The sequence below is a fragment of the Pedobacter sp. UYP1 genome, from assembly GCF_040547305.1.
GTDB lineage: Bacteria > Bacteroidota > Bacteroidia > Sphingobacteriales > Sphingobacteriaceae > Pedobacter.
This window is the reverse complement of the sequence record NZ_JBEPPL010000002.1, coordinates 418,429-435,949: the sequence shown is the minus strand read 5'-3', so window position 1 is coordinate 435,949 and position 17,521 is coordinate 418,429. Positions and strand designations below refer to the sequence as shown.

The following is a 17,521-nucleotide window of genomic DNA, read 5'->3' as shown; positions in this document are numbered from 1 at the left end:
AAAAGCTATGAACACAATCAATGTGACAATAAAAGATCGTTTAGCGCTGATTACACTTAACCGTGGTAAATCAAATGCCCTGAACAGGGAAATGATAACTGAACTGACTGATATGCTCCATAACATTGCCAATGATGACAATATAGGTGGGGTAATCATCGCAGGCCGTGATAACTTTTTTTCTGCCGGACTGGACTTAATCGAGCTATATGGTTACAATGAAGAAGAGGCAGAGTCCTTCTGGCACTTATTTCTGGCTTTCATTGCTAAAATCACTGCATTTAAGAAACCTATGGTTGCTGCAATCAATGGCCATTCTCCTGCCGGAGGATGTGTAATTGCTTTGGCTTGTGATGCAAGGGTAATGGCTGAGGGTAAGTTTATCATTGGTTTAAATGAAGTTCCTGTTGGGATTATCGTTCCTGAAAGTATTTTCAGCCTGTATTCTTTCTGGCTGGGTAAAGGTCATGCGACCAGAAGCCTGTTAGAAGGTAAATTATTCAGCCCTGAGGAAGCTTTAAATATTGGACTGGTAGATGAACTGGTGAATCAGGATAGTATCATGACTGCTGCAGAACGCAGAATAAGAAAATATATGGCATTGGAGCCCAATACCTGGCAGCAGAGTAAGCTGAATATCAGAAAAGAGCTGATTGCAGCGACTTCTGCGGATCAGTCTGAGGCATTAAAAATTATGCTTGCGCAATGGTGGTCTCCAGCGACCAGGAATATTTTGAAAATGATTATTGACAACCTTCAAAAGAAATAAGTTATGTACAATCAACCGATGTTAAGAGATGATGCTTTAAAAGGCAAAACAATTGTAGTTACAGGTGGCGGTACGGGACTTGGTAAAGCAATGGGTACCTATTTCCTGAAACTTGGGGCTAATTTAGTGATCACCAGCCGTAAAGCTGATGTGTTACAGAAAACGGCAGATGAGCTGGAAAAGGAAACCGGCGGTAAAGTCCTGGCAGTAACTTGCGATGTACGCGATTATGAGCAGGTGGAAAATGTACTGGCAGAAACGCTTAAAACTTTTGGACGTGTAGACAGCTTGCTGAATAATGCGGCAGGAAATTTCATCTCTCCTACGGAACGTTTATCGGCCAATGCCTTCTCTACGGTTATAGATATTGTTTTAAAAGGATCGGTTAATTGCACGCTTGCCTTTGGTAAACACTGGATCAAAGAGAAACAGGCCGCAAGTATTTTAAATATAGTGACCACTTATGCTTTTACAGGCTCAGCATTCGTTGTTCCTTCAGCTTGTGCTAAAGGTGGCGTATTGGCGATGACCCGCTCTCTTGCAGTAGAGTGGGGAAAATATGGGATCAGAACGAACGCAATTGCTCCTGGTCCTTTTCCAACTAAGGGGGCTTGGGAACGCTTACTTCCTGGAGATCTGGCAGAGAAGTTTGACTTCAAGAACCGTGTTCCGCTGAAACGCGTTGGGGAACATCAGGAACTGGCAAACCTTGCTGCATTCCTGGTGAGTGATTTCTCAGGGTATATTAACGGGGAGGTGATTAGTATAGACGGTGGTGAATGGCTGCAGGGCGCGGGTCAGTTCAATGGTCTGGAGGCTATCCCTGGTGAGATGTGGGATGCGTTTGAGCAAATGACAAGGTCGGCTAAAGGCAGTTAATCAGACCAATTTCATCTAAAATCGTTTAATGTCAATAAGAACGTGTTTAAAATTATAAATTAAACACGTTCTTATTTTAAGAATAGTTTATTTTTGTATCATGTCAACAGAAACAAAAGAAGAAACATTTACACTGGAAGAGATTTTAACATCCCTTAAAACCTCGCATCGGCTGATTTTATGGAATGATGATGTAAATACTTTTGACCATGTAATCTATTGTATGACAAAATACCTTGATTATACGGATTCGCAGGCAGAGAAAATTGCCTGGGAAGTCCATAATAAGGGTAAATGTGCGGTACTGGAAGGTTCTTTCACTGAAATGGAAGTCTACCGCAAAATCCTTCAGCAAGAAGGATTAACGGTAACTGTAGACTAGTTTTCCAGGTCGCTGATCAATGCGGTCAGCTCCAGTTGCGTTGTTTGTGTCTTATCTCTGGCATACCATAGGTGCAAACGCTCTGCCAGTTCAAACATATCAGAAATTTCTGTTTTCCATTCTCCTAATAAGCCCTGCAGAATGTCTGGCCTTGGTCCCCATTTGGAAATCAGTTCGCCGTTTGCATCCAGCAGGAGCAGCACAGGGATAGCCCGGCTTCCGTTTGTCAGGTGTGCATCTATTAGCGGCAGATTTTTATCTCTGAGCAAAAGACGCAAAGAAAATTTCTCTGGTGCAAATTCAACCATCTTTTCAAAGATGGGAATGATCTGTGCAGCATCTCCGCACCATCCTTCGGAAATCACCAATAGTTGATAGCTTTTATGTAGTTTGTTAATGGCTTGTATGAAAGCTTCATTGAGCACACCAGTCTTATCGACTCTGCTCATTCGCTGTACGTTCATCTTGCTATAGTGCAGCATGGCTTCGCTGTGATCTTCGCCTGTTGTTTTATTGCTTTTAAGAAGAGAATCTATCAAATCCCTATACTTGGAATAAGTTAATCCTTCATTCACAAAAATATTACTGTAATTACTCATAATCGCGTTGTAATAAAATAGTTACCCCCGTTTTTTACCATTCTCAGGCCGTTACTTTGCCGTTATATAAAAAATCTAAACACAGACTATTCTAAATGAAGAACTATTGCGCAAAGTTTCTATTCGTAACTTTCACTATTTGTACCACAATTTTTCAACTAAATGCACAAACTCCTGCTACTGGTAAACTTACTGGAAAAGTAGTAGACATCCAAAATAATGAAACAGTTCCTTTTGCCACGGCAGTATTAATTAACAGAAAAACAAAAGCGACTGTAAAAGTTGCACAAACTGATGCCGATGGCTCTTTGCTGATGAATGACATTCCTGCGGGAGTTTTCACTTTTAAGGTTAGTTATGTGGGTTATCAGACAATGGTCAGGGATTCAGTAGCGATCACTAAAAATCAGCGGATAATTAGCCTGGGCACGATAAAAATGAAGGCGTCCAAAGGAAATGTCCTGAGTGAAGTCACAATTTCCGGAAAGAAAAGCCCTATACAGCTGGGTATTGATAAAAAAGTTTTCTCGGTAGAACAAAGTCTGGTTAGTGAGGGCGGGTCTGCTAGTGACTTATTACAAAATGTACCTTCCGTACAGATTGATGTAGATGGGAATGTGAGTTTGAGGGGCTCTACTGGAGTGAAGGTGTTAATTGATGGCAAACCATCTTTAATTGCGGGTGGAGATATTGCACAGGTACTGGCTTCTATCCCGGCCAGCTCGATTGAAACAGTTGAAGTGATCACAAATCCATCTTCAAAGTATGATGCGGAGGGACAGTCTGGTATTATCAATATCGTTTTGAAGAAAAACACGAAGTTAGGCTTCAATGGAAACGTAGCTTTAACGGCTGGAAACAGGGATAATTACAATGGAAATGTGAGTTTAAGTTTCCAGAATAAGAAGATCAATATTTACGGAAATTACGGTTATCGTTATGGTAACCGCCCTGGTGGTGGTTATAACAATATCCAATATCTGACGCGTAAGGATTCACTGGCTTATGCAGATCAGTTAAACAAGTGGGAGTCGGTTGATAAAACACATAATTTAAAGGCTGGATTAGATTATTATCTGACGGATAAAGATATTTTAAGCTTTTCGGGCGGGTTCAATAGCAGGATTAATGACCGTACGGAATACCTGGATATTAATAAATATGCGACTGGAAGGGTTCCTTTGGAGTTCAGTAAGAGGATAAACACGAATGATGGAAGTGGGCATAGTTATGATTTAAATTTAGACTATAGTCATAAGTTTAAGCCGAATCAGGAGCTGACTTTCAATTTTGGATATTCAACGGGTACGAATGATAATTTCCAGGTTTATAATACTTCGGTTTATAGTTTAAACGGGGTTCCTGCATCGTCAGCTCAGGATATTCTGAACAATACAAATGATGGGACAAACAAGAATTATAATATTCAGCTGGATTATACCATGCCTTTGGGGAAATTAGGAAAGATTGAGACTGGCTACAGAAGCCAGATCAGGTTTTCTGATGCGAACACAGTGGCCAAAAGGTTTGATAATGCTTCAGGGTCTTATGTGGATAATCTTCCTTTATCGAATGATTTTGATAGTAAGGACCAGGTGCATGCGATTTATTTAAATTATCAGAACCAGATTAAGAATTTTGGGTACCAGCTTGGGTTAAGGGCTGAGGATGCGTTACTGAATACAACTTCTGGTGGATATGACCAGTCGGGTGTGTTTGGAACTGCGCCTGCGCGTATTGCTTACAAGCGGTTATATCCGAGTGTTTATTTAACGCAGAAGTTTACTGGTGAGCAGCAGATTCAGCTGAGTTATTCGAGAAGGGTAAACAGACCGAGACCTTGGGATACGAATCCATTTATTGATTATTCTGATCCGCTGAACTGGCGTAAGGGTAATCCGAATTTATTGCCAGAGGATGTGCATTCTTTTGAGTTGGGTTATAGCAAGTTCTGGCCTAAGGTGACTTTGATTTCGAGTGTTTATTTGAGACAGACGAATGATTTGATTCAAAGGGTAAGATCAGTGCCTGATGCGGATGGGGTCATTATCACAACGCCTGAGAATTTAACGAAAGATCTTTCTAGTGGTTTGGAGTTTATTGCAAAGGTGGATGCGTTGAAGGTGTGGAATTTTACGGGAAATCTGAATGTTTATCATAGTAAGATTGATGGGGTTCCGGCTTTTGGTATTCAGGGTAATTCTGGGTTTAGCTGGAATGCGAATTTGACGAATAATTTTGTGTTACCGCATAGTATTACTTTGCAGGTAAGGGCGGATTATAATTCCTCGCAGGTGTTGGCGCAGGGTACGAGAAAGGCGATGTATGGTATTGATGGGGGTGCAAAGTATGATTTTAAAGGAAAAAAGGCTTCTCTTAGTTTAAATGTGAGGGATATTTTTAATACGAGGAAGTTCGGAATGTTAACGCAGGATGCGAATTCTATTATCGATTTTCAAAGGTATCAGCAGGGGCCTATGGGGAATTTGACGTTTTCTTACAGGTTCGGAAAAACTAGTTTTATGAAAAAGGGTAAAAAGGTGGAACAGCAGGAGAATAAGGCTGACGAAGGTTCCTTCTAAGGGGGCTTCGTACAAGAAGGGTTTCTCCACCAGGGTTTTAAAAAAAAGCAGCCCTGTATTTTGACGGATTTCTCTGAAGGGAGAAACATTGTCAAAATACAGGGCTGACTTTTTTATTAAAACTCATGATTAAGAGGAGAAACTCATAGTACTCAGGCCCTCCTTCTGCGTCATGGGAAATAGGGCGGATAGTTTGGCAGGGATCTAAAGGAAAAACTTTTAGACGGCTTTTAGCAGAACCTTTAGGACAAAATTCAGATATGTCTTTTCCTATACTTTTAGACGACTTTTAGCAGAACCTTTAGGACAAAATTCAGATATGCCTTTTCCTATACTTTTAGACGGCTTTTAGCAGAACCTTTAGGACAAAATTCAGATATGCCTTTTCCTATACTTTTAGACAGGGCTTTTAGCGGAACCTTTAGGACAAAATTCAGATATGCCTTTTCCTATACTTTTAGACGACTTTTAGCAGAACCTTTAGGACAAAATTCAGATATGCCTTTTCCTATACTTTTAGACGGCTTTTAGCAGAACCTTTAGGACAAAATTCAGATATGCCTTTTCCTATACTTTTAGACAGGGCTTTTGGCGGAACCTTTAGGACAAAATTCAGATATGCCTTTTCCTATACTTTTAGACGGCTTTTAGCAGAACCTTTAGGACAAAATTCAGATATGCCTTTTCCTATACTTTTAGACAGGGCTTTTAGCGGAACCTTTAGATATAACCTACACTTATATTTTTAGACAGGACTTTTGACGGATTCGATTTGTTAAAAAATATATCTTGAAAATATAATTTAATTTCGTAAAAATTATATCAGTATATTGATGATATGCTATTAGAAGAATTGTTGTTATTGCATGTTCAAGTAATACGGGCAAAGAAAATACTCAATTAGTCAAAACATTAACTGATACCTGCGGAGATTTAGGAAGTATACCGGCAGCTTCATATTGTCTGATGTGGGCTGTTCTGGTTGTCATTCCGCTGGAGAAAAAAGGATATTCTCTGATATCCCAACATTTTCAGAAGTAGCTGCAACTGATAGCTTAAAATTAAGCGATTACATATTTAAAACACAATAGTCTATACATTAAGGAATCTATGCTTAAGGAGCACGGCAATAAAAAACTCTACAGCCTAAGTGAATGTCAGAAAAAAAGCTTGATCCACTATATCAAGGATTCCAACAGAAAGATTCTTAAGATATAATATACGCTTGGTTATATTTTTTGATTCTATTACGGATCAAGTCATAAACTTGTGGAGCAGTCTCTTTTTTAAGCATAAATTTTTGACACGCTAAACAGAAAGTCTTTGCTATAACGGATGCGCTTATACCTCTGGAAGTTTCGCTGAAAGCTTTCAATTTGCATGGGAATGACTCAAGGGAAACAAGGCCGGGCTGTTCGTAAATAAATTCAAAATAGCTAAATAATAAAGCTATATCGCCGGGTACTGCCTGAGTACTGTCCGGGTACTCGTTAGGGTAAGAGCAGTGCTAAAGTAACGCGAGAGCATGGCAAGTCCAAGTCAAAACAACTAGTTGAAATGACTTAGAATATCCATGCTTAAAGGCTGTTTATAGCTTGGTCTTACACCGACCACCACTCAGGCACAACCCAAGCATAACCGGATGAAGATTAATGAAATTATATTCCCTTTGACTAACCCGCAGACAACTGCGGACAATTGCAGACAGCTGCGGACAATTGCGGACATTTTTTACGCATCAGGATAATCTTTAACGCTAATAGCCTACATTGGTGGAAAAGCATTTGTTTATTATGGGAAGTTTAACGGGTAAATTTTCAAAGGGAATCCTGGGCGGTTTCATTTTTAAAGCAGCAGTTTGGAGCACTGGTTGTTTCAAAAGTTCTGTAAGGGGCATAATGAAACAATCAATGGAAACTGAAAAAGCATCAGAGAACTTTCGTAAAAGTAGCAGGCCTGGAAAAATCAGGATCTTCCCTCCCCCTAAGAATTCCGCTGAAGCGTTGACCGATCTCTTATCAAAGTAATCAGGAGCGTTTAATAAGGATAAATTGAACTATAAAATCAGCGAGTAATCAGCTTAGTAAAGAATCGTAACCAACTGCTTTGAACTCAAAAAATATCAAACCCAAAACTTGAAATTTAATCCCTGATCCACAAGTTTATGACTTGATCCGCTATTACCAGATGTAAGTCTTTAATCTTTCTTCGAGTTGTGCAAGTTCTGCGCGAACGTCAACAGTGATTTCTAAGGAGTGACAGTATTCGTCGTCGTCAAGGACTTGTTTTAGTGCGGCTATTCCAAGTTTAAGGTCGTCTTTGAGTTCTTCGGTTGGCCAGATGTAAATGCGGCCGAATTGTACAAGGCAAAATGCGGCAGCCCTGAGTACTTCAGTATTGTCTTTATGTTCTTCTGACAGGGTTTTCCTGACGTGAGCCGCCAGATCTGTTTTTTTCATCATCGTACCGTACCAATCGGCAGCACGGTCGTTATCCCATGGTTGATCTCCCCACATATGATTGATTTTTTGTTGATTAGTAGTAAAACAGTTGAGTTTGCAAATTGTTGCATGAGTTAGATTTACAGTTCCCTTATACTTTTTAGAAATTTTGTAACTTGCGGACATGGAAGAGCACAATCCCTGGACTATTCTGGATAGCCAAAAGATTTATGAGAATAATTGGATTGGGGTTACTGAACATCAGGTTCTTAATCCTTCTGGTGGAAAGGGTATTTATGGGGAGGTCCATTTCAGGAATTATGCGATCGGTATTTTACCGCTGGATCAGGACATGAATACCTGGCTTGTGGGACAGTACCGTTTTCCAATCAAGGCTTATAGTTGGGAGATTCCGGAAGGGGGCGGCCCGCTGGGGTTAGAACCGCTGGATAGTGCCAAGCGTGAGCTGCTGGAAGAAACGGGTTTGATGGCTACGGAATGGATGGAGGTGCAAAGAATGCATTTATCAAATTCAGTAAGCAATGAACTGGCCATCATTTATATTGCAAGGGGCCTGACTATGGGGGAAGCTGAACCGGAAGAGACTGAGGAGCTGGTTTTACGGAAGTTACCGTTTGAGGAAGCTTACCAGATGGCTATGGATGGGAGAATTACCGATAGCATGAGTGTTGCAGCATTGTTGAAAACCAAAATATTATTACTCGAAGGCAAACTATAGAATTATATGAACAAATTTCTGGGATATATCCTGACTCCCGTATTTTACTTTTTCTTTTTCCTGACCCTGATTATTTTCCAGCCTGTTCAATGGGTGTGCTTTCGCCTTTTTGGTTATAAGGCACATAAGGTGTCGGTTGATTACCTGAATTTCTTTTTGACGTATTGCCAGATCTTTTTAGGTAATTCAATAACCTTTTTGAATCAACAGGATTTGCCAACTGACAGACCTATTATTTTTGTAGCGAATCACCAGAGTATGTATGATATTCCAGGGATTATCTGGTTTTTGAAGAAGCATCATGTGAAGTTTATTTCCAAGATTGAACTGACTAAGGGTATTCCTTCGATCTCCTTTAATCTGAAGTATGGGGGTGGCGCAAATATCAATCGTAAAGACAGTAAACAGGCCGTTTCTGAGATCATTAAGCTGGGCAGAAGGATGAAAGACAATAATTGGTCAGCGATGATTTTTGCGGAGGGTACAAGGGCTAAGGATGGTTTGATGAAGCCTTTTCACGTTGGAGGGATTGCCACTTTATTGAAAGCAGCCCCTGACGCGTTGATTGTTCCGATCGCAATTGAGAATTCCTGGAAGATTGTACAGTATGGGGCATTTCCGCTGAGCTGCGGAGAGAAGATCAGATGGACTGTTCTTCCTCCTGTTCCAACTGCAGGCCTGAACCCGGAAGAATTGACATTGGCAGCCGAACAGGCTATCAGAAAGTTCCTGAAGCAGTAGTCCGGCTATTTGTTAGGGCAACCGCTGACTGTTGCGCTCAGATATTTTTATTTTCTATCCGCTTAAAAAACTCATCCCGGTAGGTGTCTCCTATAGGGATGATCTTGCCGCAGATCGCTATCCGGCTGCGCTCTATGCTTTCAATTTTATCGAGCGCTATGATATAGGATTTATGTACCCTGATAAACTGAGTTGAAGGCAGGGTCTCTTCCATTTTCTTCATGTTCTGAAGGGTAATTATCCTTTCGTTCTTCGTGAATATAGAGATATAGTCTTTCAGCCCTTCGATGTAAAGGATATCACTGAGTTCAATTTTCTGGATTTTATGCTCCGTTTTTACAAAAATAAAATCCTGAACTGACTGAATTGCAGCTGCAGGGGGAACTGCCACAGGAGCAGGAGCGGTAACAGCAACCGTTTCTGCATTACTTTTATGCTGGTTATGGACTTTTTCTACAGCTTTATAAAAACGGTCAAAAGCAATAGGCTTCAGCAAATAATCAGATACATTTAAATCATAACTCTCCAGCGCATACTGTGAATAGGCAGTAGTCAGGATATATTTAGCTTTGTTGTTGGCAATTTTAAGGAACTGAATCCCCGTCAGATCAGGCATCTGAATGTCCAGGAATACCAAATCAATTCCTCCTGCCTGAACAAGCTGTAAAGCTTCGATGGCATTCTCTGTTCTTGTCACCAGCTCCAAAAAGGGCACTTTTGAGACATAATCTTCAATGATATCAAGCGCTAATGGCTCATCATCTACAGCTATACATTTTAGTGTCATTGTAATAATTTTATCTTTTTATATGTCAAGCATGAGCTCACTTGTATAATGGGTAGCCGAATTTACGATATTTAACTTATACCTTTCAGGATAAAGTAACTGTAAACGGCGCTCCACATTATTCAGTCCTACTCCCCCTACTTCATCTTTATTTCCGTTACTTTTCTTATTCGTGATACTGAAATGCAGTATTTTCTGGTTCGCAATGATATTGATCCGGATAGGATCTTTAGGATCATTGGCCACGCCGTGTTTGAAAGCATTTTCCACGAAGGAAATCAGGATTAACGGAATAATCTGCTGGTCATCGATTTCACCGTTCAGGGTCATCTCTACGGCTGCACCATTTTTAAACCTTAGTTTCTGCAACTCAATATAGCTTTGGACATACTCAATTTCTTTACTCAAAGCGACCCAGCTATCATTACTTTCATAGATCATGTAACGCATGATCTCCGCCAGCTTTAAAATGGCATCTGCTGTTTTATCCGATTTCTGATAGGCCAGTGAATAAATATTATTTAAGGAATTAAACAGAAAATGAGGGTTAAGCTGTGATTTAAGGAATTGTAATTCCATGTCTTTTCTTTCTGTTTCAAGACTGCGCTGAATACGGATATTGCTAAACCAGTCCAGCATAAATTTGATCAGACAACTGGAAATAATGAAGAATCCAGAAATGAATACCGAACTCAGCATGTAAAGATTAATATCAGTGTGTTTGGTAATCCCGGTTTTAGGATTCGTCTGCTCCAGCATCACATCACGGTAAAGTAAGGCGAGACCCGTCTTTAAAAACATCATGACTATAATCAATGCCACAATAGAGAGCACATAAATCCAGTATTTTTTGAGCAGTTGAGGGATAAGAAGTGTGTAGTTAATATAAAATATAGAGATATTGATAATGGAGAAGTAACAGATACCCACCAGAATGTACTCCTTAGTCATCCGCTCTTTACTGAAAAATATGATCAGGGCCATAATTACCCCAAGAAATAACCAGTAAACAGAATGTACAATCAGCGCTCTTTTATCCTTCATTTGATTTTATTGTTTTAAACAGAAGTCAGTTTTAGTGACCGCTCAAAGTAATGAAAGTAACGTTTTTAAGCCATAGGTTTCGACGAACTGGCATTTTTTTTCTACCAACGCCCGAAAATAGGATATTCTCTACTTATTGGCAAAATAACCCGTTGATCTATAATTATATCCACTTGGTATAATACATTTTAGCCAGAATAATTTTATGAGTCTATTTGTTTCATCAAAACGAAACAATTATGAAAACAGCATCTCTTCAATACATCGATACTACAGTAAAAAATAGCTTGCATGTTTCATATGAATCAGAAATCAACACTTTAAATAATATAGCCTCTTATACAATGAAAAAATTAACGAATGTCTCTCCTTTTATATTATTGTTGATTCCAGTTTTTGTCATGATGATTTTTGCCCTTACAGGCCCTTCAAATATGACCAGGGGTGGTGAAATCGCTGCTAAAGCTACTTCTGCAAATCAAGTTGCGGAAACAGCTTTCCAGGGTAGATAATACTGCCCGCTTTCTTAAGAATTTAGTTTTTAGTTAATAGTTAAAAATATGGTGATTGGATGGTCACCATATTTTTTTTGTGCTTATTCTTTGAAACTAAATAATTAGTTCATACATTTATATAACTAGTTTTTTAGTTACAACCTAACCACAAGAATATAAGCTCTATGGAAATTAAAGACCTGACCAAAGCCGAAGAACAATTAATGCAGATCATCTGGCAAATCGAGAAAGGGTTTGTCAAGGAGGTGATGGATTTCCTGCCAGAGCCTAAACCGGCTTACAATACAGTCTCTACCATTATCCGGATATTGGAAGTTAAAGGATTCATTGGTCACGAAGCCTTTGGAAAATCACACCAATACTATGCACTAGTATCTAAAGAAGACTATAAACGCCATGCCACAGAAAAACTACTTGGAGGGTACTTTGAAAACTCTGTAGAAAGTATGTTCTCCTTTTTTGTAAAGGAAGAGAAGATGGATGTTAGTGATGTAGACGAAATTCTTAAAATGATCAGCAAACTTAAAAACAAAGCAAAATGACCTGGGCCCACTACCTTCTGCAAGTAAATATATACCTGGTTATATTTTACGCATTTTACAGATTGCTGCTGCATCAGGAAACCTACTTTGTGTTAAACAGGATTTATCTGATTGCCGCGGGTACGCTTTCTCTGATTATTCCATTTTTAAGACCAGAATGGTTTGTCAGACAGCCTGCTGCACAACAAATTAAGATTAGTATAGACGAGTTCACAATGATGGCTCAGGGACCAGTATCAGCTGATCAGGGCCAGTATTTCAACCTGATCGCTTTCTTAGTCTGGACTTACCTCGCAGGTGTTTTATTATTCCTGTGCCGGTTGAGCTATCAATTGCTTACGGTAAAAAAATTACTGAACGCAAATGCACAGGGCATGGCCTTTTCCTTTTTTCGCAAAAAAGTAATCGACCCCGCACTTCCAGGACTACATACAATTCAAAAACATGAAGAAATCCATAGCCGTCAACTGCATAGTTTTGATGTATTGTTCTTCGAACTTTTAGGAGCCCTGGTTTGGTTCAATCCGATTATCTACGCTTACAAAACTACAGTAAAACATATTCACGAATACCTGGCCGATGAAGAAGCCGCCCGTTTTCAAGGCGACAAAGAAAGCTATGCCCTGCTAATCTTAAGTCAGGCCATGGGAGTCGACCAGCATGTACTAACCAATAGTTTCTTCAACAAATCAATGCTTAAAAAACGAATCATCATGCTAAACAAACAACGCTCTGCAAAAACAGCGATATTGAAATATGGCTTGTTTTTACCCCTGTTCGCAGTTACTTTACTATTCTCTTCTGCAGCGATCAGTAAAAATGAGAATTTGAAAACTGTTGCTACAGAAATTGAAGCTCCGGTTTTAATTCCTGATGCCATTTTACCAGCTTTAATCCAAAGTGATCATCAGCGTAGTAGTAGCAGTATAAGGCAAACAAATCAATGGACACCACTTTATAACTATTTAGCTAAAAGCATTAAATATCCTGTTGCAGCTTATCAGCGTCATTTGCAAGGGAATGTACAGATTAGCTTTACACTGCAGAATGGTGAGCTTAAAAACATCGGTGCGGGCACGCAGCTAGGCTCAGGATGTGATGCGGAAGTGATCAGGGTTATTTCAGCTTTTGAGGGCTTTAAATCGACTGAGAATGGCAAATATAGCCTTACCGTAGCTTTTCGTCTAAAAGGTGCAGCGACACCTGTAAAGAACAGAAATACTGGTGTCCTGAAAGGATACACTGCTTTAAATCTGATTACAATAACCGGGTCATCTGCTAAAAATGAACAGACTGCTCAAACTAAAGAAGAGCCAGTTTACGATTTCGTTACGCTGACTACTCCACCATCTTTCCCTGGAGGAATGGAAAATTTTTATAAGTTCCTCGGAAAAAGTGTTAAATATCCTGAGGAGGCAGTAAAAAATAATGTTGAGGGTAAAGTATTCCTCTCTTATATTGTAGAAAAAGACGGGACCCTCACGGATATTAAAGTAGTCAGGGCACTTGGGGCGGGAACTGATGAAGAAGCAGTCAGGGTGCTCAAATTATCACCGAAATGGACTCCTGGTTATAGCGGCAAAGATCCTGTAAGGGTTAAATATAATCTGCCAATCGGTTTTACTTTAACCAAAGAAAAACCGAAGCAAGAGGATAAGCAAAAGCAAACTGGCATGGTTGCCCCACCTGCAAATCCATTGTATATAATCGACGGTAAAATAATGACTGATCAGACAGATAAACAAAACATTAACCCCGATGACATTGAAAGTGTAAATGTCTTAAAAGGAGGTGATGCGGTGAAACAGTATGGCGAGGCAGCGAAGAATGGAGTGATCCAGATTATTACCAAAAAGAAAGGATAAAAAACAAGGATTTAACACAAAACCCCTGCCATAATAGCCGGGGTTCTGTGTTAAATCCTTGTCTCGTTGTCTAAATCTATTAAACTTCTTCCTCAGAAACAAATTTTGCGGAATAAAAGTCTCTGTTCATACGCGCAATATTCTCTAAAGAAATTCCTTTAGGGCATTCAGCTTCACAAGCACCTGTGTTGGTACAGTTACCAAAGCCTTCAGCATCCATCTGCGCAACCATACTCTGTACACGACGGTAACGTTCTGGCTGACCCTGAGGTAATAGTGCCAACTGTGAAATCTTAGCAGAAGTAAATAACATCGCAGATGCATTTTTACAAGTAGCTACACAAGCACCACATCCAATACAAGCCGCAGCCTCAAAAGATAAATCTGCCTGGAACTTAGGAATTGGCAGTGCATTTGCATCCTGCGCATTACCCGTGTTTACTGAAATAAACCCTCCTGCTGCAATAATTCTATCGAATGCAGTACGATCTACCGTTAAATCTTTAATCACTGGAAAAGCCTTCGCTCTCCATGGTTCTACTACAATAGTATCGCCATCTTTGAAAGAACGCATATGCAGCTGACAGGTAGTAATACCTTCTTTTGGTCCATGTGGTCTTCCGTTAATATACATTGAACATGCACCGCAAATACCTTCTCTGCAATCATGGTCGAAAACTACCGGCTCTTCGCCCTTATTAATTAGCTGCTCATTTAAAACGTCGAACATTTCTAAGAAAGACATATCAGGAGAAATTTCTGATATTTTGTAGTCTACCAAATTACCTTTGGCTTTGTTATTCTTCTGACGCCAGATTTTCAGCGTTAAATTCATATTTCCTGTACTCATGGTATTGAGATTTTAGTACTAGATTATTTATAACTTCTTTGTGCAATTTTGATGTTCTCGAATTTCAACTCCTCTTTATGAAGTTCAAACTTAACATCATCCTTGTATTCCCATGCAGATACGTAAGCATAGTTTTCATCATCCCTCAGGGCTTCGCCTTCTTCAGTCTGATATTCTTCTCTGAAGTGACCTCCGCATGATTCATTTCTGTTCAATGCATCCATACACATCAGCTCACCTAACTCGATAAAGTCAGCCACACGGCCAGCTTTTTCTAATTCAGGATTGAATTCTTCTGCTATACCTGGAACACGTAAATCAGACCAGAAATCTTTACGCAATTGTTGTATTTCTACAATCGCTTCAGAAAGTCCTTTTGCATTACGCGCCATTCCACATTTTTCCCACATGATCTTACCTAATTTCTTATGGAAGAAGTCTACAGATTTTGTTCCTTTAATCGAGATGAATTTATCAAGGATAGCTTTAACACTAGCTTCTGCCTCCACAAATGCAGGGTGATCCAGAGGAATTGCTTTCGTAGCTAATTCTTTAGAGATATAAGAACCGATAGTATAAGGGATTACAAAGTAACCATCTGCAAGTCCCTGCATTAAAGCAGAAGCACCTAAACGGTTAGCACCATGGTCAGAGAAGTTAGCTTCACCTAAAGCATATAAGCCTGGTACAGTAGTCATCAGGTTATAATCTACCCATAGTCCGCCCATTGTATAGTGAACTGCAGGATAAATACGCATTGGTAAATCATAAGGATCTTCACCGGTAATTTGTTTGTACATATCAAACAAGTTTCCGTATTTCTCTTTGATCACCTCACGGCCCAAGCGCATGCAAGTTTCTTTATCCGGATTGTGGATATTATGTACTGAGGCTTCAATACGTCCGTAACGCTCTGTATTCGCTTTGAAATCCAGGTATACAGCCAGTTTAGAAACACCAACACCATAACCAGCGTCACAACGTTCTTTGGCAGCTCTTGAAGCCACGTCACGTGGAACAAGGTTACCGAAAGCAGGGTAACGACGCTCTAAATAATAATCTCTTTCCTCTTCAGGAATATCTGTTGCTTTACGCTGATCATCTTTTTTCTTAGGAACCCAGATACGTCCGTCATTACGCAATGACTCAGACATCAGGGTTAATTTCGATTGGTGATCTCCTGATACCGGGATACACGTAGGGTGGATCTGGGTAAAACAAGGATTACCAAAGAAAGCTCCTTTTTTGTGTGCTTTCCAGGCAGCAGTTACGTTACTTCCCATTGCATTGGTAGAAAGATAGAATACGTTTCCGTAACCACCTGTTCCTAACAATACCGCATGACCGAAGTGGCGTTCCAGTTCACCTGTAATTAAGTTACGGGCAATAATACCACGTGCTTTACCTTCAATTTTAACAACTTCAAGCATTTCATGACGGGTAAACATCTCTACTTTACCCATACCAATCTGACGCTCTAAAGCACTGTAAGCACCTAATAGCAATTGCTGACCTGTTTGTCCGGCAGCATAAAAGGTACGTTGAACCTGAGTACCACCGAATGAACGGTTATCCAGCAATCCACCATACTCTCTTGCTAAAGGAACACCCTGAGCCACGCACTGGTCAATGATATTCGCGCTTACTTCAGCTAAACGGTGAACGTTTGCTTCACGGGCGCGGTAATCACCACCTTTAATTGTATCGTAGAATAAACGGTAAACACTGTCACCATCATTCTGATAATTTTTTGCTGCATTGATACCACCCTGAGCTGCAATAGAGTGCGCTCTTCTTGGTGAATCCTGGAAACAAAAACATTTAACTTTATATCCCATTTCGGCAAGGGTTGCTGCTGCCGAAGCACCTGCAAGTCCTGAACCTACTACTACAATTTCTATACTTCTTTTATTCGCCGGATTAACCAGAGGCATTGAAGACCTCAGTTTAGTCCATTTCACGGTCAGTTCCCCTTCCGGTATATTTGCATTAAAATCTGCCATTTTATTTAGCGTTTTATACGTTCGAAATTTTATTTAATAAGTCCTGTATGCACTGCAATAGGCATAGCTGCAAAAAGTAATGCGATGATAATTGAATACCATACACCAAAACCTTTGATAAGCGGACTATACTTTTTGTGGTTCCATCCTAAGGTCTGGAATGCAGAAGCGAAACCATGTAATAAATGGTAAGCTAAGGATGCCATTGCAAGGACATATAAAACCACGATCCAAACATTTTGAAAAGTCTCTCTCATTACTGCGAACAAATCTTCATGTCCATTTGAATCTGTTGTCGGGATACCTGTAAAACGAGATACAACCCAGAAATTAGATAAATGCACAATCAGGAAGATTAACAATAATGTCCCTAATAATCCCATTGAGCGGGAGTACCATTTACTATTTGCATTTCCATCATTCACTGCATACTTTACCGGGCGGGAAGCCTGATTTTGAAAAGTCAGACGAAGGCCTTGTACGATGTGTAAAAGCAAGCCAACCATCAGTATAACTTCTGACCCTCTGATTAACCAGTTTGTAGCCATGAAGTGAGCACCAAGATTGAATGTTAATCCACCGTCATTCAGAAATATCAACGAATTGATAAAGCAATGCACAATTAGAAATAAAATAAGAAACAGGCCGGTGATACCCATTATTAGTTTTTTTCCTATAGACGAGGAAAAAGCGTTTCCGAAACTAGCCATTAGATTTATATTTTTGAGTTCTATTCCTGCAAAAGTATTTAATAAATGACTTAATTTATACAAGAATTCCAGT

General features: G+C 39.8%; 16 protein-coding genes. 9 read left to right on the top strand and 7 right to left on the bottom strand.

Features of this window, described 5'->3' with window-relative positions; translation table 11 throughout:
• Window positions 1–7 precede the first annotated feature (7 nt).
• From ABIB30_RS05885 to ABIB30_RS05875, 3 genes are all read left to right on the top strand, one after another.
• Window positions 8–769, top strand: coding sequence for an enoyl-CoA hydratase/isomerase family protein (locus ABIB30_RS05885; protein ID WP_354300142.1), 762 nt, complete (start codon window positions 8–10; stop codon window positions 767–769).
• 3 nt (window positions 770–772) lie between these two features.
• Window positions 773–1,648: an SDR family oxidoreductase gene (locus ABIB30_RS05880; protein WP_068404114.1), complete on the top strand. Its 876-nt coding sequence runs from the start codon at window positions 773–775 to the stop codon at window positions 1,646–1,648.
• Window positions 1,649–1,748: 100 nt separating this feature from the next.
• Window positions 1,749–2,030 (top strand): ATP-dependent Clp protease adaptor ClpS, encoded by a 282-nt coding sequence (locus ABIB30_RS05875; RefSeq protein WP_041878221.1) that lies wholly within the window; start codon window positions 1,749–1,751, stop codon window positions 2,028–2,030.
• Here ABIB30_RS05875 and ABIB30_RS05870 read toward each other — a convergent pair.
• Window positions 2,027–2,629 (bottom strand): thioredoxin family protein, encoded by a 603-nt coding sequence (locus ABIB30_RS05870; RefSeq protein WP_354300139.1) that lies wholly within the window; start codon window positions 2,627–2,629, stop codon window positions 2,027–2,029. The genes ABIB30_RS05875 and ABIB30_RS05870 overlap by 4 nt on opposite strands.
• Before the next feature lie 95 nt (window positions 2,630–2,724).
• Between ABIB30_RS05870 and ABIB30_RS05865 the strand changes: the two genes are divergently transcribed.
• The gene (locus tag ABIB30_RS05865) at window positions 2,725–5,211 is read left to right on the top strand and encodes a TonB-dependent receptor (protein ID WP_354300137.1); all 2,487 of its coding nucleotides are present in this window, start codon (window positions 2,725–2,727) and stop codon (window positions 5,209–5,211) included.
• Between the two features lie 2,180 nt (window positions 5,212–7,391).
• Here the strand turns inward: ABIB30_RS05865 and ABIB30_RS05860 are convergent.
• Window positions 7,392–7,727, bottom strand: coding sequence for a hypothetical protein (locus ABIB30_RS05860; protein ID WP_354300135.1), 336 nt, complete (start codon window positions 7,725–7,727; stop codon window positions 7,392–7,394).
• Between the two features lie 109 nt (window positions 7,728–7,836).
• Between ABIB30_RS05860 and ABIB30_RS05855 the strand changes: the two genes are divergently transcribed.
• On the top strand, window positions 7,837–8,391 hold the full coding sequence (locus ABIB30_RS05855) for an NUDIX domain-containing protein (protein WP_354300133.1): 555 nt from the start codon (window positions 7,837–7,839) through the stop codon (window positions 8,389–8,391).
• Between the two features lie 6 nt (window positions 8,392–8,397).
• Window positions 8,398–9,132 (top strand): lysophospholipid acyltransferase family protein, encoded by a 735-nt coding sequence (locus ABIB30_RS05850; RefSeq protein WP_354300130.1) that lies wholly within the window; start codon window positions 8,398–8,400, stop codon window positions 9,130–9,132.
• A gap of 37 nt (window positions 9,133–9,169) precedes the next feature.
• On the opposite strand, the gene ABIB30_RS05845 is transcribed toward ABIB30_RS05850, so the two are convergent.
• Both ABIB30_RS05845 and ABIB30_RS05840 read right to left on the bottom strand, forming a co-directional pair.
• Window positions 9,170–9,919 (bottom strand): LytR/AlgR family response regulator transcription factor, encoded by a 750-nt coding sequence (locus tag ABIB30_RS05845; RefSeq protein WP_354300128.1) that lies wholly within the window; start codon window positions 9,917–9,919, stop codon window positions 9,170–9,172.
• Between the two features lie 18 nt (window positions 9,920–9,937).
• Entirely contained in the window at window positions 9,938–10,963 is a 1,026-nt protein-coding gene (locus ABIB30_RS05840) for a sensor histidine kinase (RefSeq protein WP_354300126.1), read from the bottom strand.
• Window positions 10,964–11,202: 239 nt separating this feature from the next.
• Here ABIB30_RS05840 and ABIB30_RS05835 point away from each other — a divergent pair, with 239 nt between their 5' ends.
• From ABIB30_RS05835 to ABIB30_RS05825, 3 genes are all read left to right on the top strand, one after another.
• Window positions 11,203–11,475, top strand: coding sequence for a hypothetical protein (locus ABIB30_RS05835; protein WP_354300124.1), 273 nt, complete (start codon window positions 11,203–11,205; stop codon window positions 11,473–11,475).
• Window positions 11,476–11,642: 167 nt separating this feature from the next.
• Window positions 11,643–12,020: a BlaI/MecI/CopY family transcriptional regulator gene (locus ABIB30_RS05830; RefSeq protein ID WP_354300122.1), complete on the top strand. Its 378-nt coding sequence runs from the start codon at window positions 11,643–11,645 to the stop codon at window positions 12,018–12,020.
• Window positions 12,017–13,885: a TonB family protein gene (locus ABIB30_RS05825; protein ID WP_354300120.1), complete on the top strand. Its 1,869-nt coding sequence runs from the start codon at window positions 12,017–12,019 to the stop codon at window positions 13,883–13,885. Before ABIB30_RS05830 ends, ABIB30_RS05825 begins: the two co-directional genes overlap by 4 nt.
• A 79-nt stretch (window positions 13,886–13,964) precedes the next feature.
• On the opposite strand, the gene ABIB30_RS05820 is transcribed toward ABIB30_RS05825, so the two are convergent.
• Genes ABIB30_RS05820 through ABIB30_RS05810 form a run of 3 tightly spaced genes read right to left on the bottom strand, consistent with a single transcriptional unit; the run spans window position 13,965 to window position 17,448 of the window.
• Complete coding sequence (locus ABIB30_RS05820) at window positions 13,965–14,735, bottom strand: succinate dehydrogenase/fumarate reductase iron-sulfur subunit (RefSeq protein WP_111635398.1); 771 nt, start codon at window positions 14,733–14,735, stop codon at window positions 13,965–13,967.
• Between the two features lie 23 nt (window positions 14,736–14,758).
• Window positions 14,759–16,738 (bottom strand): fumarate reductase/succinate dehydrogenase flavoprotein subunit, encoded by a 1,980-nt coding sequence (locus ABIB30_RS05815; RefSeq protein WP_354300117.1) that lies wholly within the window; start codon window positions 16,736–16,738, stop codon window positions 14,759–14,761.
• 29 nt (window positions 16,739–16,767) lie between these two features.
• The gene (locus tag ABIB30_RS05810) at window positions 16,768–17,448 is read right to left on the bottom strand and encodes a succinate dehydrogenase cytochrome b subunit (protein ID WP_354300115.1); all 681 of its coding nucleotides are present in this window, start codon (window positions 17,446–17,448) and stop codon (window positions 16,768–16,770) included.
• Window positions 17,449–17,521 lie beyond the last annotated feature (73 nt).

Coding starts and splice junctions, on each gene's coding strand:
- ABIB30_RS05845 (WP_354300128.1), bottom strand. CDS start 9,919: ATGACACTAAAATGTATAGCTGTAGATGATGAGCCATTAGCGCTTGAT.
- ABIB30_RS05850 (WP_354300130.1), top strand. CDS start 8,398: ATGAACAAATTTCTGGGATATATCCTGACTCCCGTATTTTACTTTTTC.
- ABIB30_RS05840 (WP_354300126.1), bottom strand. CDS start 10,963: ATGAAGGATAAAAGAGCGCTGATTGTACATTCTGTTTACTGGTTATTT.
- ABIB30_RS05870 (WP_354300139.1), bottom strand. CDS start 2,629: ATGAGTAATTACAGTAATATTTTTGTGAATGAAGGATTAACTTATTCC.
- ABIB30_RS05875 (WP_041878221.1), top strand. CDS start 1,749: ATGTCAACAGAAACAAAAGAAGAAACATTTACACTGGAAGAGATTTTA.
- ABIB30_RS05865 (WP_354300137.1), top strand. CDS start 2,725: ATGAAGAACTATTGCGCAAAGTTTCTATTCGTAACTTTCACTATTTGT.
- ABIB30_RS05825 (WP_354300120.1), top strand. CDS start 12,017: ATGACCTGGGCCCACTACCTTCTGCAAGTAAATATATACCTGGTTATA.
- ABIB30_RS05810 (WP_354300115.1), bottom strand. CDS start 17,448: ATGGCTAGTTTCGGAAACGCTTTTTCCTCGTCTATAGGAAAAAAACTA.
- ABIB30_RS05815 (WP_354300117.1), bottom strand. CDS start 16,738: ATGGCAGATTTTAATGCAAATATACCGGAAGGGGAACTGACCGTGAAA.
- ABIB30_RS05880 (WP_068404114.1), top strand. CDS start 773: ATGTACAATCAACCGATGTTAAGAGATGATGCTTTAAAAGGCAAAACA.
- ABIB30_RS05860 (WP_354300135.1), bottom strand. CDS start 7,727: ATGTGGGGAGATCAACCATGGGATAACGACCGTGCTGCCGATTGGTAC.
- ABIB30_RS05820 (WP_111635398.1), bottom strand. CDS start 14,735: ATGAGTACAGGAAATATGAATTTAACGCTGAAAATCTGGCGTCAGAAG.
- ABIB30_RS05835 (WP_354300124.1), top strand. CDS start 11,203: ATGAAAACAGCATCTCTTCAATACATCGATACTACAGTAAAAAATAGC.
- ABIB30_RS05885 (WP_354300142.1), top strand. CDS start 8: ATGAACACAATCAATGTGACAATAAAAGATCGTTTAGCGCTGATTACA.
- ABIB30_RS05855 (WP_354300133.1), top strand. CDS start 7,837: ATGGAAGAGCACAATCCCTGGACTATTCTGGATAGCCAAAAGATTTAT.
- ABIB30_RS05830 (WP_354300122.1), top strand. CDS start 11,643: ATGGAAATTAAAGACCTGACCAAAGCCGAAGAACAATTAATGCAGATC.